The organism is Sphaerisporangium album (genome assembly GCF_003323745.1).
GTDB classification, from domain to species: Bacteria; Actinomycetota; Actinomycetes; order Streptosporangiales; family Streptosporangiaceae; genus Sphaerisporangium; species Sphaerisporangium album.
Genome location: NZ_QOIL01000002.1, coordinates 260,879 through 284,379, shown reverse-complemented (window position 1 = coordinate 284,379; position 23,501 = coordinate 260,879). Strand labels below are relative to the sequence as shown.

The window sequence follows — 23,501 nt, the reverse complement described above, 5'->3', positions numbered from 1 at the left end:
ATGGAGCGAATCAGCGACATCCAGCCGGTGAAGGCCGGAACAACGTCGCCGCGCGGGGACTCGGGCACCTACGGCGGCGTCGAGAGCGTGCGCAAGAAGCTGGAGAACACCGAGCCGGACGGGATCTCCACGGCGGGCGGCGCCTACATCCGGGCGGCCGAAGTGCTGGGCGACACCGTGAACCTGATCGAGTCCGTCGCCGGTTCGATGGCCGGGGACTGGAAGGACGCGTCGTCCAAGCAGGCCCAGGAGGCGCTGCGGCTGCTGCACGCGTCCGCCCGCGAGCTCTCGGAGCGCGCGCGGCAGGTCGGCGCGGCCCACAACCTCTACGCCGACGAGCTGCGCAAGGCCAAGGCGAACCTGCCCGACAGCGGCACCTTCACCTTCGACGACGACATCCCCGAGAACGTCAAGACGATCTCGCCGGTGACCATGATCGTCGGGGCCTTCACGGGCGAGACCGAGACCGACAACGAGAAGGCCCGCAAGCACCTCGAAGAGCTGAACAAGCACATCACGACGGTCTACAACGGGCTGCCGGTGGAGGTCACGACGGTCCTGCCCGCTCCGGGGCCACCCGTTCCGCCTCCCATCGACCCGGTCAACTACCCGAAGGGCGACCCGTACACGGGCTCGCCGTTCAGCGGAGGCGGATACAACGGCGACGGCTCGTCGTTCGGCGACAAGTACCCGGGCGGCGACCTGACCGGCGGCGGGAAGAACGGCAACGTCCTGTACCCGGGTGGGTCGGGCGTTCCCGGCTCCTCGGACCCCGGCACCGGGCCGGGCGGGACGGGACCGGGCGGCATCGGACAGCCGCCCGGCGACGGCTCCGGCCCGCCGCCGGGGACGGGCACCGGCGGGACGGACCTCCCCGGCGGCGGCCTCCCGCCGGGGTCGGGCACGAACACCGGGCAACCTCCCGGGCTCAACCCGGGCGACCCGCGGGGCACCGACCTGGCGGGCATGAACAACCCGGCGAACCTGCCGCCCGGCACCACCCAGCTCAACACTCCTCCGGGGCTCGGCAACCCCACCGGGCTCCCGAACGGCCTGACCACACCGCCGGGGGTGAACGTCCCGACCTCGGGCTACACGGGTCCCTACGGCACGGGGCCGCTCGGGACGGGGCCGCTCGGGACAGGGCCCGGCTCGGGCCTCGGCGGCGGCACGTCGTACGGGGGCGCGGGCGGGCTCGGAGCCGCGGGCCAGGCCCTGGCCGGTCGCGCCCCCGGGGCCGGTCCCATGGGCGGCATGCCGTTCATGCCGATGGGCGGCGGCGGCGCCGACGGCAACCAGGAACGCGAACGCTCCACCTGGCTGACCGAGGACGAGAGCGTCTGGGGCGGCGACGGCCCCGTCGCCCCCGGAGTGATCGCCTGACCGTCCCGCGACGCGCCGTAGCGCGAACCGGGCAGAAAGCCCAAAAGGGTGCCTCACCCGCCCAGCGAGGGTGAGGCACCCTTTTAGCGTGGCGCGCCCCGGCCGGTCCCCCACCGACCAGGGCCCGTCACGCATCCCCCCGGCCCTAGCCGGCCCGCCGCGAACCCCTCCCCGGCGAACCGACCCTCCCCTTACCGGCGCCCCGAGCCGGTGGGCGCCTGAGACAAAGGTGCCACCCCTCACTTGCAAGCCACTTAAAGAACGCTTGCCATATATCCCCATAGACGCCGATAGAGGGCGACAACGCATCAATAACGACGACACCCGCCGCAGGGCGCGGCGGGTGTCGGCAAGCGGATGGGCGCGGATGGACTAGGTGCCGGAGGTCTCGGAGACGTTCTCCGACGCCTCCGCGAGCTCCTCCTCCGAGGGCACCCGGTGGACCACGACCGTGCTGATGCGGTTGCGGCGGCCCGCGGTGCTCTCGGCGGTCAGGCTGAGGCCGTCCACGGTGGCGCGGGAGCCGGCGATGGGCACCCGGCCGAGGGCGTGGGCCAGCAGGCCGCCGACCGTGTCGACGTCCTCGACGTCCAGCTCGACGTCGAACAGCTCGCCCAGCTCGTCGACGGAGAGCCGGGCGGTCACCCGGACGCCGCCGTCACCGAGCCACTCCACGCGCGGGGCCTCCTGGTCGTACTCGTCGGCGATCTCGCCGACGATCTCCTCCAGGACGTCCTCGATCGTGACCAGCCCGGCCGTGCCGCCGTACTCGTCGATGACGATCGCGAGGTGGATCTGCCGCGCCTGCATCTCGCGCATCAGCTCGTCGATCGGCTTGCTCTCCGGCACGTACGTGGCCGGGCGCATGAGCGAGCCGACCTTCTCGCTCTCGGTGTCGCCGCCGCCGTTGGCCTCGTGGACGCGGCGGACGATGTCCTTGAGGTAGGCGATGCCCACCACGTCGTCCTCGTTCTCGCCGACCACCGGGATGCGCGAGAAGCCACTGCGCAGGGCCAGCGAGAGCGCCTGCGACAGGGTCTTCCCGCGCTCGATGAACACCATGTCGGTGCGCGGGACCATCACCTCGCGGACCAGCGTGTCGCCCAGCTCGAACACCGAGTGGATCATCTGCCGCTCGTCGGGCTCGATGACCCGGCGCTCCTCGGCCAGGTCCACCAGGTCGCGTAGCTCGGCCTCGGAGGTGAACGGGCCGTCGCGGAAGCCCCTGCCGGGCGTCAGCGCGTTGCCGAGCAGGATCAGCAGCTTGGGAAGCGGCCCGAAGATGCGCGTCAGGCCGTAAACGATGGGCGCGCTGGCCAGCGCGATGGGCTCGGCGTGCTGGCGGCCGAGGGTGCGCGGCGAGACGCCGACGATGACGTAGCTGATCACGATCATGACGCCGGCCGCCACCGCGTACGCCTGGCCCTCGTCGCCGAGCCAGTCGATGAACAGCAGCGTGGCGATCACCGTGGCGATCAGCTCGCAGCTCAGCCTGAGCAGCAGCAGCAGGTTGAGGTAGCGGGGCGGATCGGCGACGATCGCCTGGAGGCGCTGCGCACCGCGCCGTCCCTTACGCGCGAACTCCTCGGCGCGCACCCGCGAGATGCGCGCCAGGGCCGTCTCCGCGCTGGCCAGCAGGCCGCCGATGACGATCAGAAGGGCGGCCGACAGCAGCCACCCGCTGGGGGAACTCACGGCTCCCGCCGCACCTCCCGCCACGCGTCCAGCAACTCGCCCTGAAGACCGAACATCTCCGCGTGCTCCTCCGGCTCGGCGTGGTCGTAGCCGAGGAGGTGCAGGATGCCGTGGGTGCAGAGAAGTTCGAGCTCCTCGCGGGTGCTGTGGCCGGCCTCCGTGGCCTGCTTGGCCGCGACCTGCGGGCAGAGCACCACGTCGCCGAGGAGCGCGGGGTCGAGCTGGGCGTCGCCCTCCTGGCGGGAGCCGCCGGGGCTCGGCCGCAACTCGTCCATCGGGAAGGCGAGCACGTCCGTCGGTCCGGGCTCGCCCATCCACTTCTCGTGCAACTGGGACATCGCCGCCTCGTCCACGATGAGGATGGAGAGCTCGGCCAGGGGGTGGATGCCCATGCGCCCGAGCACATGACCGGCCAGCTTGGCGAGCGAGGACTCGTCGACCTCGACGCCCGACTCGTTGGCCACCTCTATACTCATCGTGTTCTATCTCTCCCGTGGGCGTTTGCCGCCCTTGATGGCGTGAGGCTCGGCGTTCGCGAGATCGTGACGGCTGTAGGCGTCGATGATGTCGCTCACCAGCTTGTGCCGGACGACGTCCGCGCTCGTCAGCCTGCTGAAGTGAATGTCCGGAATGCCCTCCAGGATATCCTGGACGACCTTAAGACCGCTTTGTGTCCCGCCCGGAAGGTCGATCTGCGTGACGTCGCCGGTGACGACGATCTTCGCCCCGAAGCCCAGGCGCGTGAGGAACATCTTCATCTGCTCGGGCGAGGTGTTCTGGGCCTCGTCCAGGATGATGAAGGCGTCGTTGAGCGTGCGCCCGCGCATGTAGGCGAGCGGGGCCACCTCGATCGTGCCCGCCGCCATCAGGCGCGGGATCGAGTCGGGGTCGAGCATGTCGTGCAGGGCGTCGTAGAGCGGGCGCAGGTAGGGGTCGATCTTCTCGTACAGCGTGCCGGGCAGGAAGCCGAGCCGCTCACCCGCCTCGACCGCCGGCCGGGTCAGGATGATGCGGTTGACCTCCTTGGCCTGCAGGGCCTTCACGGCCTTGGCCATGGCCAGGTAGGTCTTGCCCGTGCCCGCGGGGCCGATGCCGAACACGATGGTGTGCTTGTCGATCGCGTCGACGTAGCGCTTCTGGTTCACCGTCTTCGGGCGGATCGTGCGCCCGCGCGAGGACAGGATGTCGAGGGAGAGCACGTCGGCGGGACGGCCCGAGCTCATGCGCAGCATCGCGATGCTGCGCTCGACCGCGTCGGTGGTGAGCTGGGCTCCCGACCGGACGAGCTCGACCATCTCTTCGAACAGCCGTACGACCAGGCTGCTCTCTTCGGGGCTTCCGCTGATGGTGATCTCGTTGCCGCGTACGTGGACGTCCGCCCGGAAGGCGCCCTCGATGACCCGCAGCAGCTCATCGCGGGAGCCGAGGATGGTCACCATGGACTGCTCGTCCGGGATCACGACTTTGGCCTGCGTACGGGACGGGCCCTTGCTTCGCGGCGGTTCGCTGGTCTGTGCGCCGTTACGAGTGGCGCTGCGGTTTTCATGTGACTCGGACATGGGCGGCCCTTACGGCCTGCTCGCCTCCCGGTCTGGATGTGCTTGTGTCGCGGGTCGAAATGGTGTGCCCGCCGCGCCCGGATGACCGTGATGCCGTCTCCTACCCGGCCCGACCGCGCCGCCGACCACACCTATGGTATCCGGGACGCGCCCTTCCCGCAGGACAGGTGCGCGCCCACCCACCTCGCGCGGATCAGCCCGGAGGCCAGTGCATCGAACGGCCCCCCAGCACGTGCCCGTGCACATGGAACACCGTCTGGCCGGCCTGGGGCCCGGTGTTGAAGACCAGGCGGTAGCCGTCCTCGGCGACGCCCTCCTGGACGGCGACCGCGTGGGCCGCCTTCAGGACCTCGTCGGCGAGCCCGTCGTCCGCCGCCGCGAGGGCCGCCGCGTTCTCGTAGTGCCCCTTGGGGATCACGAGCACATGGGTCGGGGCCTGCGGGTTCACGTCCCTGAAGGCCACCGTGCGGTCGGTCTGGTGGACGATCGTGGCCGGGATGTCCCCGCTCACGATCTTGCAGAACAGGCAGTCTGTCACGCCGGAATGGTAGTCACCTCTGTTGCCAATCGGTAATACCGACGAGGCCCCGTCAAAAGATCCTCCCGGCTAGGGTTGGTGTGCGACACTTCAGCCGCAGACAGCGTTCAATGTCGGCGAGGCCACCGGCGAGGACACAACTGGGTCATGCCCCCTAAAGAACCGGCAGAGCGTAAACCCTCTGGGAAGGCCGTGCGTCCAACTGATGTGACCACCGAGACCCTCGTGGCCGAAAGGTCGCTGGGGGCGGTGCCCGTCGGGTGGGACGCCGACATGGCCGTTACGGCGCTTTACAGCGCCCACTATCGGTCGCTCGTGCGTCTTGCCGTGCTGTTGGTACGCGATACCGCGACCGCGGAGGAAGTCGTGCAGGACGCCTTCGTCGCCCTTCATGGGGCGTGGCGTCGCCTGCGCGACCCCGACAAGGCACTCGCCTACCTGCGCCAATCGGTCGTCAACCGATCGCGTTCCGTGCTGCGCCACCGTGCCGTCGTGGAGAAGTACGCCCCCAAGGGCATGCCCGACGCGCCGAGCGCGGAGAACGGCGCCATCGGCGCCCTCGAGCGGACCGCCGTGATCGAGGCGCTGCGCGGGCTGCCGACCAGGCAGCGTGAAGCCCTGGTGCTGCGTTATTACGGCGACCTCTCGGAGGCGGAGATCGCTGATGCCATGCGCATCAGCAAGGGTGCGGTGAAAAGCCACACAGCCCGCGGAATGGCCGCACTACGCACTGTACTGGAGCAATTGTCATGACCGAGGCCCCCGACGAGTACGGCGAGCTTCTGCGCCGTGTCTTGCGCGCGGAGGCGGAGTCTGTCGTCCCGTCCGCAGAAGGACTGGGCATCATTCGCACCCGCATCGAGCACGGCGGCATGCGAGGCCTGCGAGGTGTCTTTTGGTGGCGAGCCGGCGCGTCCGCGCTCGGCGCGGTCCTGGTGGCCGCCACCGTGGTGATGGTCGTGCCGAACCTGCGCGCGCAGTTCACCCCTGACCAGCACCCCATCGTCCAGGTGGGGGACAGCACCGCGCCGCCCGACGACTCGAGCACCCAGCGGCCGGGGACACCCGCCCGCACGACGCCCGGCGGCGTGCAGAACGCCGTGCCTGGGACGACGCCCTCGGCGGCGTCGTCCACGACGGCGAAGACGACGCCGCAGCCGACTCCCGGCAACGACTGCGCGACTACGGTCCCGAGCCCCTCCCAGCCGGAGGCGGCGGAGTCGGGCACCCCGTGCGTCCCGTCCGCGTCCCCGACCGGTTCGGCGCCGGACGAGAGCACCGGACCGAAGCCGTCGCAGAAGCCCACGCCCACGCCCACCCCGACGCCCACGCCGACCAAGACGCAGCCCAACCCGCAGCCCACACCGACGGCCAGCACGACCCCGGACCCCTGCTCGGGCTGCACGCCGACCCCGACCGCGAGCCCTCCTCCGACGGCCACCCCGCAGTCGACTCAGGAGAGCTCCGCCGAGGTGCCGACGACCCAGAGCCCGACGGCTTAAGCGGACTCGAACGCGGTCCGATCAACCCGTGTGCCTCCGTACGGCCCTCCTGGGCCCCGTACGGAGGCGCGGGGGCGGTCTACCAGCGGCCGGTGCGGGCCAGCAGGACCGCGGCGGCGGCGACTCCGGCCGTCGAAGTGCGCAGGACGGTCGGGCCGAGTAGCGCCGCGGTGGCGCCCGCGTCCCTGAACAGGGCGATCTCCTGGTCCGTGATGCCGCCCTCGGGGCCGACGACCGTCACGATGTCCCCTGACGCCGGCAGGTCCAGCCGTGCCAGAGGCTCGGCGGCCTCCTCGTGCAGCACGGCCGCGGCGGCGGCCTCCTTGATCAGCCGCACGACGCCGGCGGTGGTGGCCTGCTCGGCGACCTCCGGCAGGTGAAAGCGCCTGGCCTGCTTGCCGGCCTCCCTGGCCGTCGCCCTCCAGCGGGCCAGCGCCTTGCCCGCGCGCTCGCCCTTCCACTGCGTCACGCAGCGCGCCGCGGCCCAGGGGACGATCACGTCCACCCCGGCCTCGGTCATCATCTCGACCGCCAGCTCGCCCCGGTCGCCCTTGGGCAGGCCCTGGACGACGATCAGGCGCGGCTCGGGCGGCGGGACGGCCCGGCGCGCCAGCACGTCCAGCCGCAGCGCGTCCTTGCCGACGACCTCGCGCACGACGCACTCGGCGACCGCTCCCCTGCCGTCGGTCAGGTCGACGCGCTCCCCGGCGCGCAGCCTGCGCACGGTCGCGGCATGGCGCCCCTCGGGGCCGGCCAGCGTGATCTGATCACCGGACAGGCCGGGCAGATCGTCGGCGAGGAAGACGGGGACGCTCACCCGGAAACCTTAGCCAGGCGCCCCCGCCTTGGCGAACCGCTCGCGGGGCCTCCGCGCGCGGCGGAGGCCACCTCGTCAGGCGCGGTCAGCGGCCGTTGAACGCGTCCCTCAGCCGGGAGAAGAAGCCCTGCTGCCCCGGGGCGAACTTGCCGGGGGGACGTTCCTCGCCGCGCAGCTTGGACAGCTCGCGGAGCAGCTCCTCCTGGGCGGGGTCGAGACGCGTGGGGGTCTCGACGTTCACGTGGATCAGCAGGTCTCCCCTGCCGGTCTCGTTGAGCCGCTGGACGCCCCGGTTGTACAGCGGGATGACCTGCCCGGACTGGGTGCCGGGCCGCACGTCGATCTCTTCGGCGCCGTCCAGCGTCTCGACCGTGAGGATCGTGCCGAGGGCGGCCGCCGTCATCGGGATCTGCACCGTGCAGTGCAGGTCGTCGCCGTGGCGCTCGAAGATCTGGTGGGGGCGCTCGACGATCTCCAGGAAAAGGTCGCCGGGCGGGCCGCCGCCGGGACCGACCTCGCCCTCGCCGGCGAGCTGGATGTGCGTGCCGTCCTCGACGCCGGCCGGGATGCGGACCTTGATCGTCCGGCGGGTGCGCACGCGCCCGTCGCCGGAGCACTCCTGGCAAGGGTGCTGGATGATCGAGCCGAAGCCGCCGCACTGGGGGCACGGCCGCGCGGTCATCACCTGGCCGAGGAACGACCGGGTGACCTGCGAGACCTCGCCACGCCCGTGGCACATGTCGCACGTGTCGGGGTGGGTGCCCGGCGCGGCGCCCGACCCCTGGCAGACGGTGCACAGCACGGCGGTGTCGACCACCAGCTCGCGCGTGGTGCCGAACGCGGACTCCGACAGGTCGAGCTCGACGCGGATCGTCGCGTTGCGCCCGCGCCTGGCCCGGGACCGCGGGCCCCGCGACCCGCCCGCGCCCCCGAAGAACGCGTCCATGATGTCGCTGAACGGGAACCCCGCACCGAACCCGGCGCCCGCGGCCCCGGCGCCCGCGCCCGCGCCGATCGGATCGGCCCCGAGATCGAACATCTGGCGCTTGTTCGGGTCCGACAGGACCTCGTACGCCTGGTTGATCTCCTTGAACCGCTCCTGCGTCTCGGGGTCGGGGTTTATGTCCGGGTGGAGCTCCCGGGCGAGCCGGCGATAGGCCTTCTTGATCTCGTCCTGGCTGGCGTCACGGCGGACCCCGAGGATGCCGTAATAGTCGCGGGCCACCTAGGACCCCGCCAGGATCTGGCCGACATAGCGCGCCACCGCGCGCACCGCTCCCATTGTCACGGGGTAGTCCATTCGCGTCGGGCCCAGCACTCCGAGCCGAGCCAGTTCGTTGTCGCCCGAACCGTAACCGGCGGCGACGATCGAGGTGCCGTGAAGACCCGAGTACGGGTTCTCCGAGCCGATGCGCACCATCAGCGCGGAGTGATCGCCCGCCTCGCCGAGCAGCCGCATGAGCACGACCTGCTCCTCCAGGGCCTCCAGCACCTCGCGCAGGCCGACACTGAAGTCGCCCGCGAGGTTGGCGGCCCCGGCGAAGATCACCTTCTCGTCGTGGCGGTCGACCAGAGTCTCCAGCAACACCGACAGGATAGTGGCCGCAACCGGTCGGTCTTCCTCGGGAAGGCGATCGGGGAGATCGGCCACCGTCTCCGGCACGCGGCCGAGCCCGCACCCGTCGAGCGAGGCGTTGAGAAGCGCCCGCAGATGCGCGATGCGGTCGTCCCCGACGACCTCCGGGAGCTCGACGACCCTCTGCTCCACCCGCCCGGTGTTGGTGATCAGGACGAGCATGATGCGCCGCTCGGCGAGCGGCACCAGCTCGACGTGGCGGACCGTCGAGCGCGTGAGCGAGGGGTATTGCACCACGGCCACCTGGCGCGTGAGCTGGGCCAGCAGGCGCACCGTGCGGGTCACCACGTCGTCCAGGTCGACGGCGCCCGCCAGGAACGTCTCGATCGCCCGCCGCTCGGCGGCCGAGAGTGGTTTGATCTGCGACAGCCGGTCGACGAACAGCCGGTAGCCCTTGTCGGTCGGCACGCGGCCCGCGCTGGTGTGCGGCTGCGTGATGTACCCCTGCTCTTCGAGCACGGCCATGTCGTTGCGGACGGTGGCCGGGGAGACGCCCAGATTGTGGCGCTCGGCCAACGCCTTCGACCCGACCGGCTCGTTGGTGGACACGTAGTCCTCGACGACGGCGCGCAGGACGGCCAGCTTACGCTCATCGAGCAACGTGCTCACCTCCCTGCCTCGCGTGGGTGCCCGCGCAAACGGGTTGGCTGGCACTCTATGTTCCTGAGTGCCAAGTGTACGGCTCCTGCCGTCGGCGTGCGATAACTCCGCGCCACGACCTCACCCGGTCAGCGACAAGCCACTTGCTATCTGATGACAAGCCCCGTCGTCCACACTGGGATCATGAGCCAGAACGACCCCCGCCCAAGCGAGCCGAACCCCTGGGTCCCGCGCCAGGGCACCCCAGAACGACCGGGGCCACCCCCTGGCCCGCCGCCCGGCGCGTACGGCCCCCCGGGAAGCCCTCCTCTGGGCGGACCGGGGCACGGCGGCCCGCCGCAGGGCGGCCCCGGGTACGGGCCTCCCCCGGGCGGCCCGGGCTACGGCTCTCCGGCCGGCGGTCCCGGACATCGCCCACCTGGTCCCGGACCTGGCGCACCTGGTCCCGGACATGGCACACCGCCGGGTGGTCCCGGGTACAGCCCACCGCAGGGCGGTCCCCCGTACGGCCCGCCGCAGGGCGGTCCCGCGTACGGGGCGCCGGGCGCGGGCGGGGGTCCCTCCCGTCTCCCCTCCTCCGACATCCGGCCGCGCCGCCGGTGGATCCTGTTCGCCTGGCTCGTCGCGATCGCGAGCCTCGTCGCGGGCATCGCCATCGGCTTCGGCACCCTGACCAAGACCATCGACCAGGCCGCGCCCGCGCACGTCTTCCCGAGCGGCGGCAAGGTCACCGCCCCCCTCGACCCGGCCGACAAGCCCGTGCTGTACGCCTCGTCCTCCGGCCCGGCCAACGTGACCTGCCTCGCCCAGGACTCCTCGGGGCAGCCGGTGAAGCTCTCCAACGTGAGCCTCCACCAGACCGTCACGGCCAACGGGCGCACCTGGGAGGGCATGTTCGACATCGCCGTCCCCGCGGCGGGGACTTATGAGATCAGTTGCCGGTCGCAGGGGGGCCAGGTCGTCTTCGGCGTCGGCAAGGGTCTCGTCGCCAGCGTCGGCACCGTTGCCGGAGGCGCGCTGATGGCGTTCCTGATCCCGACCGCGGGCTTCCTGCTCGCGTTCGTCGTCACGATCGTGGTGTTCGTGCGCCGCCGCCGTGCCCGCAGGCATCTCGCGGCGAGTACCCAGGGCGGCACGTGGTCCCAGGGCACGCCGTACGGCGTGTGAACTTTGCTAGCGTGCCCAGGTATGCGGGACTACGGACGCGACGTGCTCGCCGGAGACTGGCGCAGGCCCCTGCGCGGGAAGATCCCTCAGATCCCCGCCGACCCCGGGCTCGTGGTCGAGGACGCGGACGAGGGCTTCTGCGGCGCGGTGGTCGCCTGTGACAAGGAGGCCGTGACGCTGGAGGACCGCTTCGGGCGGCGCCGGGTGTTCCCGCTCGCCCCCGCGGCCTTCCTGCTGGAGGGCAAGGCGGTCACGCTCGTACGCCCGGCCCCCGCCTCCGCCGCCAAGGGGCCGGCGCGCAGCGCGTCCGGGTCGATCGCCGTCGCCGGGCTGAAGGCGCGGGTCGCCAAGGAGAGCCGCATCTACGTCGAGGGCGTCCACGACGCGGCCCTCGTCGAGAAGATCTGGGGCCACGACCTGCGCGTGGAGGGGGTCGTCGTCGAGTACCTCGAAGGCGTCGACGACCTGCCCGCGATCGCCGGCGAGTTCGGCCCCGGCCCGGGCCGCCGGCTCGGTGTGCTGGTCGACCACCTGGTCGCCGGGTCCAAGGAGAGCCGCATCGCCGCCCAGGTGACCTCGCCGCACGTGCTCGTCGTCGGGCACCCCTTCGTGGACATCTGGCAGGCCGTGAAGCCGTCGGCCGTCGGCATCCCGGCCTGGCCGGTGGTGCCGCGCGGCGTCCCGTGGAAGGAGGGCGTGATCGACGCCCTCGGCTGGCGCGTGGAGCCCTCGGAGGCGTGGCGGCGCATCCTGGGCTCCGTCCACAGCTACACCGACCTCGAGCCCGAGCTCCTCGGGCGCGTCGAGGAACTCATCGACTTCGTGACCACCGAGGAGCTCCCATGACCGAGTCACCGTACGACCGTCCCTCCGGCGCTCCCGGCGACCAGGGGCGGGGACAACGGCAGCAGTACGGGAGCCAGGGGCCGTCTTCCCCGCAGGGGCAGTACGGGGAGCAGGGCCACTACGGTGGGCAGGCTTGGCAGGGGCGGTACGGCGCGTACGACCAGTACGGCCGCCCGCAGGACGCGCCCCCTGGCGACGCGGGCCAGGGCGGGTACGGGCAGGCGTCGTACGGACAGGCGCCGTACGGGCAGCCGGGGCAGGGGCCATCGGGGTACGGGCAGCAGGGTCACGCGCGGCAGGGACAGGGGCAACCCGAGTACGGGCCGCAGGGGTACGGGGATGCCGGTTACGGTCCCGGCCACGGGCAGGCGGGGCATGGGCAGGCCGGATACGGGGAGCCCGGATACGGCCCCGCGTACGGCAAGGCCGGGCACGGGCCGCAGTTCGGGCACCCTGGCTACGGCGCCGGCACCCCGGACAGGCGCCCGGATACGGACAGCCCGGATACGGCCCCGGCTCCGGATACAGCCCCGGATACGGCCCCGGCGGTTACGGGCGGCCGGGCTACCCCGCCCCGGTCCACGTGCGCGGGCGGTTCGGCCCCCGGCCCGGATCCGACGACACCACCATGGCGATGCTCGCCCACCTGCTGGGCCTGCTGACCTCGTTCATCGGCCCTCTGGTGCTGTACATGGTCAAGAAGGACGAGGCCCCGTACGTGCGCGACCAGGCCGCCGAGGCGCTGAACTTCCAGCTCACCCTGATCATCGCCTACTTCGTGTGCCTGGTGCTGGCCTTGGCGATGATCGGGTTCGTGCTGATTCCGCTGCTGTGGGTCGGCTCGCTGATCATGACGATCATGGGCGCGGTCGCCGCCAACCAGGGCGCGAACTTCCGCTACGCCCTGAACATCCGTTTCGTCAGCTGAACGCCGGCGGGCCGACCGCGGCCGATCCGGGACCTGTCCAGGGCCGATCCGGTCAGCCCCGCCAGGGCAGGCCCGTCAGGTCAGGTCGCGGATCAGCGCGTCCGCCAGCAGGCGTCCCTTGAGCGTGAGCACGGCGCGGCCCCCCCTGAACGGGCCGGGGTCGAGCAGGCCGTCGCCGAGGGCGCGGGCCACGGCCGGGCGGGCGTCCCGGTGGATCTCGTCCAGCGGGAACCCCGTGTCGAGCCGCAGCTGCAGCATCAGCCGCTCGACGTGCCGGTCCTCGGCGGTCAGGACCTCGCGGGCGTGGGCGGGCGAGACCCCCTCGCTCAGGCGCGCGGCGTACGCGGCGGGGTGCTTGACGTTCCACCAGCGGGTGCCGCCCACGTGGCCGTGCGCGCCGGGGCCGACGCCCCACCAGTCGCCGCCGGTCCAGTAGAGCAGGTTGTGACGGCAGCGCGCGTCCTCGGAGACCGCCCAGTTCGAGACCTCGTACCAGGAGAACCCCGCCTCGGCCAGCATGGCGTCGGCGATGAGGTAACGGTCGGCGGCCACATCGTCGTCCGGCATGGGCAGCTCGCCCCTGCGGATCCGCGCGGCCAGCCGGGTGCCGTCCTCGACGATGAGCGAGTAGGCCGACACGTGGTCGGGGCCGGCCTCGATCGCCGCCGCCAGCGAGGCCCGCCAGTCGTCGTCGGTCTCCCCCGGCGTGCTGTAGATCAGGTCCAGGTTGACGTGGCCGAACCCGGCCGCGCGGGCCTCCCGTACGGCCTCGGCGGGGCGGCCGGGGGTGTGGCGCCGGTCGAGGACGGCCAGCACGTGCGCGCTGGCGCTTTGCATGCCGAAGCTGACGCGGGTGAATCCCCCGGCGCGCAGCCGTTCCAGGGAGGCCGGGTCGACGGACTCGGGGTTGGCCTCGGTGGTGACCTCGGCGCCCGGGGCGAGCCCGAACTCGGAGTCGATGGCGCGCAGGACGCTCACCAGGTCGCCCGCCTCCAGCAGGGTGGGCGTGCCCCCGCCGAAGAAGACGGTCTGGACGGGCAGCTCGGCGTCCCCGAGCACGCGGCGCGCGAGCCGTACCTCCTCGACGGCCGTGCGGGCGTAGTCGGCGCGCGAGGCGCCGGGGCCGAGCTCGGCGGCGGTGTAGGTGTTGAAGTCGCAGTACCCGCACCGCGTCGCGCAGAAGGGCACGTGGACGTAGAACCCGAACGGCCGCGTCCCGAGCCCCTCGAGGGCGCTCGCGGGCAACTCACCCGACGCGGGAACGGGATCGCCGTCAAGAAGTACTGAAGGCATCTATTTCTTCGTGGGCTTGTCGGCGCTGGAGTTCTCCGTCGACAGGGCGGCGACGAAGGCCTCTTGGGGGACCTCCACGCGTCCCACCATCTTCATCCGCTTCTTGCCCTCCTTCTGCTTCTCCAGCAGCTTGCGCTTACGGCTGATGTCACCGCCGTAGCACTTGGCGAGGACGTCCTTGCGCATGGCGCGGATGTTCTCGCGGGCGATGACCCGCGCGCCGATCGCCGCCTGGATCGGCACCTCGAACTGCTGCCGGGGAATCAGCTCCTTGAGCTTCTTGGCCATCTCGACGCCGTAGGCGTACGCCTTCTCGCGGTGGACGATCGCGCTGAACGCGTCGACGGCCTCGCCCTGGAGCAGGATGTCGACCTTGACCAGGTCCGCGTCCTGCTCGCCCGCGGGCTCGTAGTCCAGCGAGGCGTACCCGCGGGTGCGCGACTTGAGCTGGTCGAAGAAGTCGAAGATGATCTCGGCGAGCGGCAGGGTGTAGCGGATCTCGACCCGGTCCTCCGACAGGTAGTCCATGCCGAGCAGCGAGCCGCGGCGGCCCTGGCACAGCTCCATGATCGCGCCGATGTGGTCGGACGGGGACAGCAGCGTCGCCTTCACCACCGGCTCGTGGATCTCGGCGATCTTGCCGGCCGGGAACTCGGAGGGGTTGGTGACGACGATCTCCTTGCCGTCCTCCATGACGACCCGGTAGATGACGTTGGGGGCGGTGGAGATGAGCGACAGGTTGAACTCGCGCTCCAGCCGCTCGCGGACGATCTCCATGTGCAGCAGGCCGAGGAAGCCACAGCGGAAGCCGAAGCCGAGCGCCGCCGACGTCTCCGGCTCGTACACCAGGGCCGCGTCGTTGAGGCGCAGCTTGTCCAGGGCCTCGCGCAGCTCGGGATAGTCGTCGCCGTCGATCGGATACAGACCGGAGTACACCATCGGCCTCGGGTGGTCGTAGCCGCCGAGCGCCTCCCGCGCCGGGCGGACGACCGAGGTGACCGTGTCGCCCACGCGGGCCTGGCGGACGTCCTTCACACCGGTGATCAGGTAGCCGACCTCGCCGACCCCGAGCGAGGGGGAGGGCACCGGCTCGGGCGAGATGACGCCGATCTCCAGCGTCTCGTGCGCCGCGCCGGTGGACATCATGATCGTGCGCTCGCGCTTGGAAAGCTGCCCGTCCACCACACGGACGTAGGTGACCACGCCCCGGTAGGTGTCGTACACCGAGTCGAAGATCAGAGCCCGGGCGGGGGCGTCGGCGTTTCCGACGGGGGCCGGGATCAGCTTGACGACCTGGTCGAGCAGGGCGCCGACGCCCTCGCCGGTCTTGCCCGACACGCGCAGGACGTCTGAGGGCTCGCAGCCGATCAGGTGGGCGAGCTCCTCGGCGTACTTGTCCGGCTGGGCGGCGGGCAGGTCGATCTTGTTGAGCACCGGGATGATGGTCAGGTCGGCGTTCATGGCGAGGTACAGGTTCGCCAGGGTCTGCGCCTCGATGCCCTGCGCCGCGTCCACCAGCAGGACGGCGCCCTCGCAGGCCTCCAGCGACCGGGAGACCTCGTAGGTGAAGTCGACGTGGCCGGGCGTGTCGATCATGTTGAGGACGTGGCCGTCCCACGGCAGCCGCACGGCCTGGGACTTGATGGTGATGCCGCGCTCACGCTCGATGTCCATGCGGTCGAGGTACTGCGCGCGCATCTGCCGGGCGTCGACCACACCGGTGAGCTGCAACATCCGGTCGGCAAGCGTGGACTTGCCGTGGTCGATGTGCGCGATGATGCAGAAGTTGCGGATCAACGCGGGGTCGGTCTGGCCAGGCTGGGTGCGCACCGGTGTCCGTTTCGGCAGGGTTGACGATGATCAGGCGGCTGGCGGGCCAGCCGATGTCCGTCGCGACACGCCCAGGCGGTTCACCCTGGGAGCGTCACCCCGGACAACAGAGCAGCGCGGACGCATACCATGTGGGCCACCTGGCCTCGACGGCATGCTCGTACGAACCGCGCTTCCTCCCCAGTTTACCGGCCATCAAGAGCGACAAGCTCGTCGCTGGGGTTAAGATAATGGTGCAGGCGTGTGCCATGCTCCCCCGGATCTCCGATTTGAGGGCGCACCTGGCATGTTGGTAGCCTGTTCCTCTGCGTGTGGCGCGCCCTCTCTGCCCGCGCGCCCACCAACCGACCGACATTACCGAGGCTTCTTCGTGGCGAACATCAAGTCCCAGATCAAGCGCAACCGGCAGAACGAGAAGGCCCGGCTGCGTAACAAGGCCGTAAAGTCGTCCCTCAAGACGGCGGTCCGCAAGTTCCGCCAGGCCGCCGAGCAGGGCAACGTGGAAGAGGCCGCCGTGCTCATGCGCGCCGCCTCGCGTCAGCTCGACAAGGCCGTCAGCAAGGGCGTCATCCACAAGAACCAGGCGGCCAACCGCAAGTCCGCCATCGCCAAGCGCGCCGCCGGCCTCACGGCCGCCAAGTAGTTTCAGACGCACAAACGCCGCGCCCTCCGAGGACGCGGCGTTTTGCCATGCCGCCCTCAGCACCAAAGCCCCGACGAGCCCGCGTACAGAGGGTCAGCCCCTGGCGCGACAGGTGACGCGGGCCGCGGGTGACGTCCGGAGCCCCCACCGGCCGTGCCCAGGTGAAGCCGCACAGCGGATTCATCACGAACGCGAATCGGCACGAACAAGGTGTGATCTCCCCTCATCTCTGTGGATATGAGGTATTCGGCCCTGGCCTGGATCGGTCACCCCCTGACCGTCGTCGCCGCCCTGGTCCTGCTGGTCAACGACCACCTGTTCAAGCCGATGTGGCCGGGCGTGGTGACCGGGAAGCTCAGCGACGTCGCCGGGCTGATCGCCGCCCCGCCCCTGCTCAATCTGCTGATCCGCCTCCCCCGCACGTCCATTCTGGTCACCGGCGCGGCGTTCACGCTCGTCAAGACCACCGTGACCAGCGCCGCCCTCGCCTCGCAGGCCTGGACCCTCGCCTGGGGCCCCTCCCAGGTCCTGGCCGATCCGACCGACCTCCTCGCCCTGCCCGCCCTGTACGCGGCCTGGTGGATCTTCACCCATCCCGACCCGCGGGCGGCGCGGCGGACCCGGGCCGTGGTCGTGATCCCCTTCATCGTGCTGGCCGTGACGGCGACCGGTCAGATGGACCCCTACAAACCGAACAGCACCTACGCGGCCGACGTGCTCGACGGCACGATCATCGTGGCGACCCGCGGCGGGGCGGGGTACGCCTCCAACGACGGCGGGAAGTCGTGGTCGGCCTGGCCCGTCCCGGTGCCGCGTATCGCGAGGACGGCGGCCTGCGTGCCCGGCCGGCCGGACCTCTGTTACCGGATCGTCCCCGGCAGGCTCAAGGTCGAGGAGTCCCGGGAGGGCCGTTGGGTGACGGCGTGGGAGGTCTCTCCCGGCGACCAGGACCGGCTGGTGAAGGCTCACGAATCTGAGCACCCTGAGCACCCCGAGGACGCCGAGGTCGTCGCATCGTTGGGCATCGCGACCGGAAAGATCTCAGGCGGGTACGTCGTGGTCGTCGCCAACGGCGCGGACGGGATCGCCCTGCGCGACACCGCGGGTGCCTGGCACCGGCTGGGCTGGGCGGCGGCGGGGTTCGACTCCTCGGCCGCGGTGCCCCTCGCGCCGGGGAGATATGACCGCTCCATCCCCCTGACGGCCCTGCTCGCGGCACTCGCGGCGGGGCTGGTGGCGCTCACCTGCGGTGTGCGAAGGGTCGGCTTCGCCCTGGCCGCGACGACGCTGTGGGCAGGAGTCTGGTCGTTCTGCCAGGGGACGGACACGCCGCTCCTCTTCAACCCGTTCGCCGTGCTCTTCGCCGTGATCCTGATCCCCGCCGGCGTGAGCGGCGTGATTCTGAGCACCCTGCGAGACCGGACACCTTTGCGGGTGTGGGCGATCGGGACGGCCTCCGCGTTCGTCTCCTACTACGCCATCATGATCCCCTTCTACGCGTGGAGCGCCGGACGGCTGGACTATTACTCCGTGGCGACGGGCCTGTCCATCGTCCTGGGGATCATGACGGCCTCGGCGGGCGTCCTCGCCGTGATCAAGGTGCCGAGGCGTGCCCGTGGTGGGGACGTGCCCGTCCAGGCTGAGACGCCACCGAGGTGATACGGGCCTGGACATCGGGCCCGCATCACCTCCGGTGGCTCGTCCGGCGCCGCGTGAGACCGTGACGGCCCGAGGGTCACCGGCCCTATGCCTCCCTGGCCTTCACGCCCGCCTGCTCGGGCACCCCCCCGACACGCCCGCCGGGGTCGGAGACCATCTGGGCCAGGACCGCGTGGAACCCGGCCGCGATGTCCTCGGCCGTGGCCCGGTCGAGCAGGTGGCGCTGGTACTGCAGGATCACCCGGTCCGCCTCCGCGACCAGGGTCACCGGGTAGCTGTTGCCGCCGACCGATTCGGGGCCGGTGAGCTCGATCCCCGCCGCCCCGGTGGCCTCGGCGTCGCCGTCGCGGTTCCACAGGTAGGACTGGAAGGCGACCAGCGTGTCGAACAGCGCCTCGACCCGCGCGGCCTGGTAGATCTCGCTCAGGCTGTGGTGGTGATGGTCGAGGAGCGCGGTCTGCCGATCCCGTAGGCCGGTCAGCAGCTGGGCGACCGTGCCGTCCGGCCCGAGACGCACCCGTACCGGGATGGTGTTGATGAACAGCCCGACCATCGACTCCACGCCCGCCAGCGCCCCCGGCCTGCCGGAGACGACGGCGCCGAACACGACGTCCTCGCGGCCGGTCAGCGCCGAGAGCAGGACGGCCCACGCCCCCTGCACCACGGTGTTCGCCGTGACGCCCAGCTCCGCGCAGCACCCTGCCAGGAGCTTGGACTCCTCCGGCGACAGTGTCAGGAAGACCTCCCCGATGCCCTCGCCCGCTCCGGGGGACGCGCCCGCCGGGACCAGGATCGTGGGCCCGTCCAGGCCCGCGAGCTCGCCGGCCCAGACCCGGGCGCTCCCCTCGCGATCCTGCCGGGACAGCCACACCAGGAAGTCCCGGTATCCGCGGGCGGGCGGCAGCGCGGAGGCGTCCCCGCCGGCCGCGTACAGGCGCAGCAGGTCACGCCCCACCACCTGCTCCGACCAGCCGTCGATGAGCACGTGGTGGATGGTGAGGACGAGTTCCGCCCGCCCGGGGCCGAGCGTGACCAGGGTCATGCGCAGCAGCGGCGGGGTCTCCGGGTCGAAGCGCACGGTCTGGTCCTCGGCGAGGAACCGCCGGAACGCCTCGTCGCGGTCGCCCTCGGGGAGGTGGCCGAGGTCGACCTCCCGCCAGGGCAGCGCGACACCGTCCACCACGATCGCCACCGTGTCGCCGATCTCGTCGGCGACGAAGGCCGCGCGCAGGTTGGGGTGCCGCTCCAGCAGGGCCTGACCCGCCGCCCGCATCCGGGCCGCGTCCACCTCGCCGGAGAGGTGGTAGATCGACTGCAGCAGGTAGGCGTCGTGGCCGGTGTCGTTGAGCGTCGATTCGAAGAGCATGCCGGTCTGCAGCGGGGTCAGCGGCCACACGTCCGAGATGCGCGGGTGGTCCTGGCTCCAGTACTCCATGTCCTCCTCGCTGACCGTGATCAGCGGCTGCGAGGCGTCTCCGGGGGCGTCCAGGGTGGCGTCCGCGCCGGTCGCGGCGAGGGCGAGTTCGGCGACGGTCCGGGCCTGGAGGACCTGCCGGGCGCTCACCTCGACGCCGAGTGCCCGGGCCCGCGTCACGACCTGGATGGAGCGGATGCTGTCGCCGCCCAACGCCACGAAGTCGTCGTCGAGGCCGACCCGGTCCACGCCGAGGACGTCCGCGTAGACGCCGGCGAGGATCTTCTCCTGGGGGGAGCGCGGCTCCCGGTACGCGGCGCCGGTGACCTCCGGCTCGGGCAGCCCCTTGCGGTCCAGCTTGCCGTTGGGTGTGAGCGGCAGGCGCTCCATCGTCACGAACGCCGTGGGGACCATGTAGTCCGGCAGCCGTTCCGCCACGAGATCGCGTAGTTCGTCCGTACCGGGGGGCTGGTCTTCGGGGACGATGTAGGCGACGAGCCGCCCCTCGCGGGCGGCCACCGCCGTCTGCCGCACCCATGGGTGGGAGCGCAGGACGGCCTCGATCTCGCCGAGCTCCACGCGCAGACCGTTGATCTTGACCTGGAAGTCCACCCGGCCGAGCAGCTCGATGAGGCCGTCCGCGCCGAACCTGGCCAGGTCCCCGGTGCGGTAGAGACGCTCGCCGGTCACCTCGCCGTACGACCACTCGGTGAACCGCTCGGCGGTGCGCTCGGGCTGGTCCAGGTAGCCGCGGGCGAGGCCGATCCCGGCCAGGTACAACTCCCCCGGCACTCCCGGCGGCACCGGCTGCAGGGCATCGTCGAGGATGTACGTGCGCTGGTTGGCCATCGGCCGCCCGTACGGGATGCTCGTCCAGTCCGGGCCGGTCGCCTCCACCTCGTAGATCGTCGAGTGGATGGACGCCTCGGTGGCGCCGCCCATCACGATGAAGCGCAGCGCGGGCGCGAAGGCGCGCACCCGGTCGAAGAGCGGCACCGGCACCCAGTCGCCGCCGAGCAGGGCCAGCCGCAGGCGCGGCAGCGGCTCGGCACGGGTCTGCTCCATCTGGTCGGCCAGCAGCACCAGCAGGGCGGGGGCGGAGTTCCAGACGGTGACGTTCTCGGAGGCGAGCAGTTCGGCCCAGTGCGCGGGGTCCTTGGTGCGTCCCGGGTCGGGGATCACGACGGTGCCGCCCGCCGCGGTCATCCCGAGGAACTCGTACACGGACATGTCGAAGCTCGGCGAGGACAGGGCCAGCACCGAGTCCCCCGGGCCGACCTGGAACCGGGTGTTGAGGTCGGCGATGTTGTTCATCACTCCGCGGTGGCGCAGCGCGATCGGCTTGGGCTCGCCGGTCGATCCGGAGGTGTGGATGATGTAGCACAGGTTCTCGGGCCCGGCGATCGGGGCCGGGTCGTGGTCGGGCCGAGCCGCCAGGGCCTCGGCGTCACGGTCGAGCAGCACCAGCCGGGTGCCGTCCCCTTCGCCCGCGCCGGGGAGGTTCGCGGTCAGCGCCTCGCGGCTGATCATCACGGCGCACGAGGTGCCGGCGACCATGGTCGCGATGCGCAGAGTGGGGTAGTCAGGATCGAGCGGGACGTACGCGCCGCCCGCCTTCAGGATGCCGAGCACCGCCACCAGGAGGCCGGGCGAGCGGTCCAGGCACAGGCCCACCCGCACGTCCGGGCCGACGCCCAGCGCGCGCAGGTGGTGGGCGAGGCGGTTGGCCGCGGCGTTGACCTGCCCGTACGTCCACCGCTCCACGCCGCTCACGACCGCGACGGCGCCGGGCGCCCTCGCCGCCTGCGTCTCGAACACCTCGTGCAGGCAGACGTCGTACGGCAGGTCCGTCCGCGTGGCGTTCCATTCCACGAGCGTGCGCCGCAGCTCGGCGTCGGTGAGCAGCCGCAGCCGGGCGACGGGGCGGTCCGGGGACGCGGTGGCGTCCTGGACGAGCGTCCGGTAGTGGCCGAGTAGCCGCGCGGCCGTGGCCTGGTCGAAGAGCGCGGTGTCGTAGTGGAGCTCCAGCCGGTCCTCGCCGGGGTGTACGACCAGCTGGAGCTCGTAGGACCGGTCGGACGGCTCCCCGGAGGCGGCGAAGCCTACGGGGCCGGCCTCGCCCTCGGGGACGTACACGGCCTCGCCGCCGTCCGCCAGCTCCCGAAGCGTGGACGCGCCGGAGACCCGGAAACGCAGCCGCTCCGCACCGCCCTTGTCCGTGACACGGTCCATGCTCACGCGGTCCTGGCCCGTGTAGCGGTACAACAGCGCCGCGAACCCCGCGACCAGCACGTCTTCCCCGATCGCTCCCCCGTACGGCGTCCGTACGCCGAGGCCGGCGTGCTCCACGGCCGTGCGGCGGGACGACGCGGCCGGGCGGCGCGGCCGGTCCGCCGGCACCAACACCGGCGGCCAGTCCGAGGGGGCGGTGTCCTGGGTGTCCAGGATGTCGGCGTGGAAATCGAGGCTCACTTGGCGGCTCCCGGGGTGTAGGCGTCGGCGCGGCCGTCGAAGGGCAGGGGATACCGGACGCACAGCCTCCTGACCTCCGCGCGGACCTCGGCGGCCCGCGCGGGGTCGATGCGGTACGCGCTGTCGGACAGGGCGTCAGTGGCCGTCAGCACGGCGTGCAGGAGGCGGGCGCAGTCGCGCATCTCGTCCGGCCCCATGCCGCGCTGGGCGAGGATGTTGGTGCCGAGCCGCAGGCCGCTGGTGACCAGCGGCGGCTTGACGTCGCCGGGGACGCGGTTGCGGTTGGCGAGGATCCCGCACTCCTCCAGGGCGCGCTCGGCGATCACCCCGGTCAGCCCGCGCTCGACGAGGTCGATCACCACCATGTGGTTGTCGGTGCCGCCGGTCAGGACGCTGTAGCCGAGCCTGGACAGCTCGGCGGCGAGCGCCTGGGCGTCCTGGACGATCAGCCGCGCCGTCCGCCGGAAGTCGGGGCCGGAGGCGAGGGCGAAGGCCCGGGCCATCGCGGCGATCGTCGCCGGGCTGGGCGTGCCCTGGGACTGTGGGAAGATGGCCCGCTGCATCAGCCGTCCCAGCGGCGTGCGGCCGTCTGGGCCCGGCGAGCCGGCGTCCCTGCCGCTGAGGATCAGGCCGCCGCGTGGCCCCGCGAGCTGCTTGTACGTGCTCGTCGTCGTGACGTGGGCGAGGTCGATCGGGCTCGGGTGCTCTCCGGCGACCACCAGGCCCGCGATGTGCGAGATGTCCGCCAGCAGGTACGCCCCGACGGAGTCGGCGATCTCACGGAACCGGGCGTAGTCCAGCGTGCGCGGGTAGGCGCTGGCGCCGGCGATCAGGACCGTCGGCCGGTGTTCGAGGGCCAGCTCCGCGACCTGGTCATAGTCGATGTATCCGGAGGGGGCGAGGCCGTAGTGCACGGCGTTGTAGTGACGCCCGGTCACCGACGCCCGCGACCCGTGGGTGAGATGGCCGCCGGAGTCGAGGTCGAGGGCGAGCAGCGTGCCGCCCGGCGGCAGCAGCGCGGCGAGGACGGCGAGGTTGGCCGACGAGCAGGAGTGCGGCTGCACGTTCGCGTACCGCGCGCCGAAGAGCTCCTTGGCCCGCTCGATCGCCAGCGTCTCGACCTGGTCGAACTGGGACGAACCAGGGTGATAACGCGCACCCGGGTACCCCTCGACGGTCAGGTTCGACAACACCGCCCCACCGGCGGCGAGGACCGACAGGTCCGCGACGCTCGCCGAGGCGATCATGGCGAGCGTGGTCGCCTGCTGGCCGACCTCGGCGTCCAGCAGCACGGCGAGCGCGGGGTCTTCGTGGCGTAAGGAGTCCATGCCGATCCGCAGCAGCTCCGCCTGCTCGCTCACCGACCCGGGTAACACGTCCGGCGCGTTCCCCGCGTCCACAGCGTCGGCGGAAACGGCACGCGTACGCGCCGTTTCCACGGCGGCGGTGTTCAACTGACCGGCCATCTCCTGCACCTCATCATTTCTCGCACTGACAATTAATCGTCTCTTGTATTGAC

Annotated in this window: 20 protein-coding genes; 8 read left to right on the top strand and 12 right to left on the bottom strand. The window is 71.6% G+C overall.

The window, feature by feature from the left end; all coding sequences use genetic code 11:
- Positions 1 to 1,383 (top strand): WXG100-like domain-containing protein, encoded by a 1,383-nt coding sequence (locus DQ384_RS03810; protein ID WP_114027263.1) that lies wholly within the window; start codon positions 1 to 3, stop codon positions 1,381 to 1,383.
- A gap of 372 nt (positions 1,384 to 1,755) precedes the next feature.
- On the opposite strand, the gene DQ384_RS03805 is transcribed toward DQ384_RS03810, so the two are convergent.
- From DQ384_RS03805 to DQ384_RS03790, 4 genes are all read right to left on the bottom strand, one after another.
- The gene (locus DQ384_RS03805) at positions 1,756 to 3,078 is read right to left on the bottom strand and encodes a hemolysin family protein (protein WP_114027494.1); all 1,323 of its coding nucleotides are present in this window, start codon (positions 3,076 to 3,078) and stop codon (positions 1,756 to 1,758) included.
- Positions 3,075 to 3,554, bottom strand: a complete 480-nt coding sequence (gene ybeY, locus DQ384_RS03800) for an rRNA maturation RNase YbeY (RefSeq protein WP_114027262.1) — start codon at positions 3,552 to 3,554, stop codon at positions 3,075 to 3,077. The genes DQ384_RS03805 and ybeY overlap by 4 nt, the downstream gene beginning before the upstream one ends.
- Positions 3,555 to 3,560: 6 nt before the next feature.
- The gene (locus tag DQ384_RS03795; protein WP_245966260.1) at positions 3,561 to 4,517 is read right to left on the bottom strand and encodes a PhoH family protein; all 957 of its coding nucleotides are present in this window, start codon (positions 4,515 to 4,517) and stop codon (positions 3,561 to 3,563) included.
- Between the two features lie 313 nt (positions 4,518 to 4,830).
- Positions 4,831 to 5,175: a histidine triad nucleotide-binding protein gene (locus DQ384_RS03790; protein ID WP_114027260.1), complete on the bottom strand. Its 345-nt coding sequence runs from the start codon at positions 5,173 to 5,175 to the stop codon at positions 4,831 to 4,833.
- Between the two features lie 273 nt (positions 5,176 to 5,448).
- Between DQ384_RS03790 and DQ384_RS03785 the strand changes: the two genes are divergently transcribed.
- Both DQ384_RS03785 and DQ384_RS40245 read left to right on the top strand, forming a co-directional pair.
- Positions 5,449 to 5,928: a SigE family RNA polymerase sigma factor gene (locus tag DQ384_RS03785; RefSeq protein ID WP_114027493.1), complete on the top strand. Its 480-nt coding sequence runs from the start codon at positions 5,449 to 5,451 to the stop codon at positions 5,926 to 5,928.
- Positions 5,925 to 6,677 (top strand): hypothetical protein, encoded by a 753-nt coding sequence (locus tag DQ384_RS40245; protein WP_147268620.1) that lies wholly within the window; start codon positions 5,925 to 5,927, stop codon positions 6,675 to 6,677. Before DQ384_RS03785 ends, DQ384_RS40245 begins: the two co-directional genes overlap by 4 nt.
- A 79-nt stretch (positions 6,678 to 6,756) precedes the next feature.
- Here DQ384_RS40245 and DQ384_RS03775 read toward each other — a convergent pair whose 3' ends face one another.
- From DQ384_RS03775 to hrcA, 3 genes are all read right to left on the bottom strand, one after another.
- On the bottom strand, positions 6,757 to 7,494 hold the full coding sequence (locus DQ384_RS03775) for a 16S rRNA (uracil(1498)-N(3))-methyltransferase (RefSeq protein WP_114027258.1): 738 nt from the start codon (positions 7,492 to 7,494) through the stop codon (positions 6,757 to 6,759).
- An 85-nt stretch (positions 7,495 to 7,579) separates the two neighbouring features.
- Entirely contained in the window at positions 7,580 to 8,719 is a 1,140-nt protein-coding gene (dnaJ, locus tag DQ384_RS03770; RefSeq protein ID WP_114027257.1) for a molecular chaperone DnaJ, read from the bottom strand.
- Positions 8,720 to 9,730 carry a heat-inducible transcriptional repressor HrcA gene (gene hrcA / locus DQ384_RS03765; protein WP_114027492.1) on the bottom strand — a complete coding sequence of 337 codons (1,011 nt, stop codon included), beginning with the start codon at positions 9,728 to 9,730 and terminating at the stop codon, positions 8,720 to 8,722.
- Between the two features lie 183 nt (positions 9,731 to 9,913).
- Between hrcA and DQ384_RS40940 the strand changes: the two genes are divergently transcribed.
- Together DQ384_RS40940 and DQ384_RS03750 are read left to right on the top strand one after the other, a co-directional pair.
- A complete protein-coding gene (locus tag DQ384_RS40940) occupies positions 9,914 to 10,897 on the top strand; it encodes a hypothetical protein (protein ID WP_181871006.1) in 984 nt (327 codons plus the stop codon).
- Between the two features lie 21 nt (positions 10,898 to 10,918).
- Positions 10,919 to 11,743, top strand: a complete 825-nt coding sequence (locus tag DQ384_RS03750) for a DUF3097 domain-containing protein (protein WP_114027255.1) — start codon at positions 10,919 to 10,921, stop codon at positions 11,741 to 11,743.
- A gap of 5 nt (positions 11,744 to 11,748) precedes the next feature.
- Here DQ384_RS03750 and DQ384_RS43525 read toward each other — a convergent pair whose 3' ends face one another.
- Complete coding sequence (locus DQ384_RS43525; protein WP_181871005.1) at positions 11,749 to 12,120, bottom strand: hypothetical protein; 372 nt, start codon at positions 12,118 to 12,120, stop codon at positions 11,749 to 11,751.
- Positions 12,121 to 12,371: 251 nt separating this feature from the next.
- On the opposite strand from DQ384_RS43525, the gene DQ384_RS03745 reads away from it, so the two are divergent.
- Positions 12,372 to 12,671, top strand: coding sequence for a DUF4870 domain-containing protein (locus DQ384_RS03745; protein WP_114027491.1), 300 nt, complete (start codon positions 12,372 to 12,374; stop codon positions 12,669 to 12,671).
- 75 nt (positions 12,672 to 12,746) lie between these two features.
- Here the strand turns inward: DQ384_RS03745 and hemW are convergent, their stop codons facing one another.
- Positions 12,747 to 13,964 (bottom strand): radical SAM family heme chaperone HemW, encoded by a 1,218-nt coding sequence (gene hemW, locus DQ384_RS03740; protein ID WP_114027254.1) that lies wholly within the window; start codon positions 13,962 to 13,964, stop codon positions 12,747 to 12,749.
- Positions 13,965 to 15,794: a translation elongation factor 4 gene (lepA, locus tag DQ384_RS03735; RefSeq protein ID WP_114027253.1), complete on the bottom strand. Its 1,830-nt coding sequence runs from the start codon at positions 15,792 to 15,794 to the stop codon at positions 13,965 to 13,967.
- A gap of 370 nt (positions 15,795 to 16,164) precedes the next feature.
- On the opposite strand from lepA, the gene rpsT reads away from it, so the two are divergent.
- Together rpsT and DQ384_RS03725 are read left to right on the top strand one after the other, a co-directional pair.
- Positions 16,165 to 16,437, top strand: coding sequence for a 30S ribosomal protein S20 (gene rpsT, locus DQ384_RS03730; protein WP_114027252.1), 273 nt, complete (start codon positions 16,165 to 16,167; stop codon positions 16,435 to 16,437).
- 237 nt (positions 16,438 to 16,674) lie between these two features.
- Positions 16,675 to 18,096 carry a hypothetical protein gene (locus tag DQ384_RS03725; RefSeq protein WP_114027251.1) on the top strand — a complete coding sequence of 474 codons (1,422 nt, stop codon included), beginning with the start codon at positions 16,675 to 16,677 and terminating at the stop codon, positions 18,094 to 18,096.
- An 85-nt stretch (positions 18,097 to 18,181) separates the two neighbouring features.
- Here the strand turns inward: DQ384_RS03725 and DQ384_RS03720 are convergent, their stop codons facing one another.
- Together DQ384_RS03720 and DQ384_RS03715 are read right to left on the bottom strand one after the other, a co-directional pair.
- On the bottom strand, positions 18,182 to 21,982 hold the full coding sequence (locus tag DQ384_RS03720) for a non-ribosomal peptide synthetase (RefSeq protein WP_114027250.1): 3,801 nt from the start codon (positions 21,980 to 21,982) through the stop codon (positions 18,182 to 18,184).
- A complete protein-coding gene (locus tag DQ384_RS03715; protein WP_220182778.1) occupies positions 21,979 to 23,310 on the bottom strand; it encodes a serine hydroxymethyltransferase in 1,332 nt (443 codons plus the stop codon). Before DQ384_RS03715 ends, DQ384_RS03720 begins: the two co-directional genes overlap by 4 nt.
- Between the last annotated feature and the right edge of the window lie 191 nt (positions 23,311 to 23,501).

Coding starts and splice junctions, on each gene's coding strand:
- DQ384_RS03810 (WP_114027263.1), top strand. CDS start 1: ATGGAGCGAATCAGCGACATCCAGCCGGTGAAGGCCGGAACAACGTCG.
- ybeY (WP_114027262.1), bottom strand. CDS start 3,554: ATGAGTATAGAGGTGGCCAACGAGTCGGGCGTCGAGGTCGACGAGTCC.
- DQ384_RS03795 (WP_245966260.1), bottom strand. CDS start 4,517: ATGGTGACCATCCTCGGCTCCCGCGATGAGCTGCTGCGGGTCATCGAG.
- DQ384_RS03785 (WP_114027493.1), top strand. CDS start 5,449: ATGGCCGTTACGGCGCTTTACAGCGCCCACTATCGGTCGCTCGTGCGT.
- DQ384_RS40245 (WP_147268620.1), top strand. CDS start 5,925: ATGACCGAGGCCCCCGACGAGTACGGCGAGCTTCTGCGCCGTGTCTTG.
- DQ384_RS40940 (WP_181871006.1), top strand. CDS start 9,914: ATGAGCCAGAACGACCCCCGCCCAAGCGAGCCGAACCCCTGGGTCCCG.
- DQ384_RS03750 (WP_114027255.1), top strand. CDS start 10,919: ATGCGGGACTACGGACGCGACGTGCTCGCCGGAGACTGGCGCAGGCCC.
- DQ384_RS43525 (WP_181871005.1), bottom strand. CDS start 12,120: ATGCCCCGCCTGCCCGTGGCCGGGACCGTAACCGGCATCCCCGTACCC.
- DQ384_RS03745 (WP_114027491.1), top strand. CDS start 12,372: ATGGCGATGCTCGCCCACCTGCTGGGCCTGCTGACCTCGTTCATCGGC.
- hemW (WP_114027254.1), bottom strand. CDS start 13,964: ATGCCTTCAGTACTTCTTGACGGCGATCCCGTTCCCGCGTCGGGTGAG.
- DQ384_RS03725 (WP_114027251.1), top strand. CDS start 16,675: ATGAGGTATTCGGCCCTGGCCTGGATCGGTCACCCCCTGACCGTCGTC.
- DQ384_RS03715 (WP_220182778.1), bottom strand. CDS start 23,310: ATGGACTCCTTACGCCACGAAGACCCCGCGCTCGCCGTGCTGCTGGAC.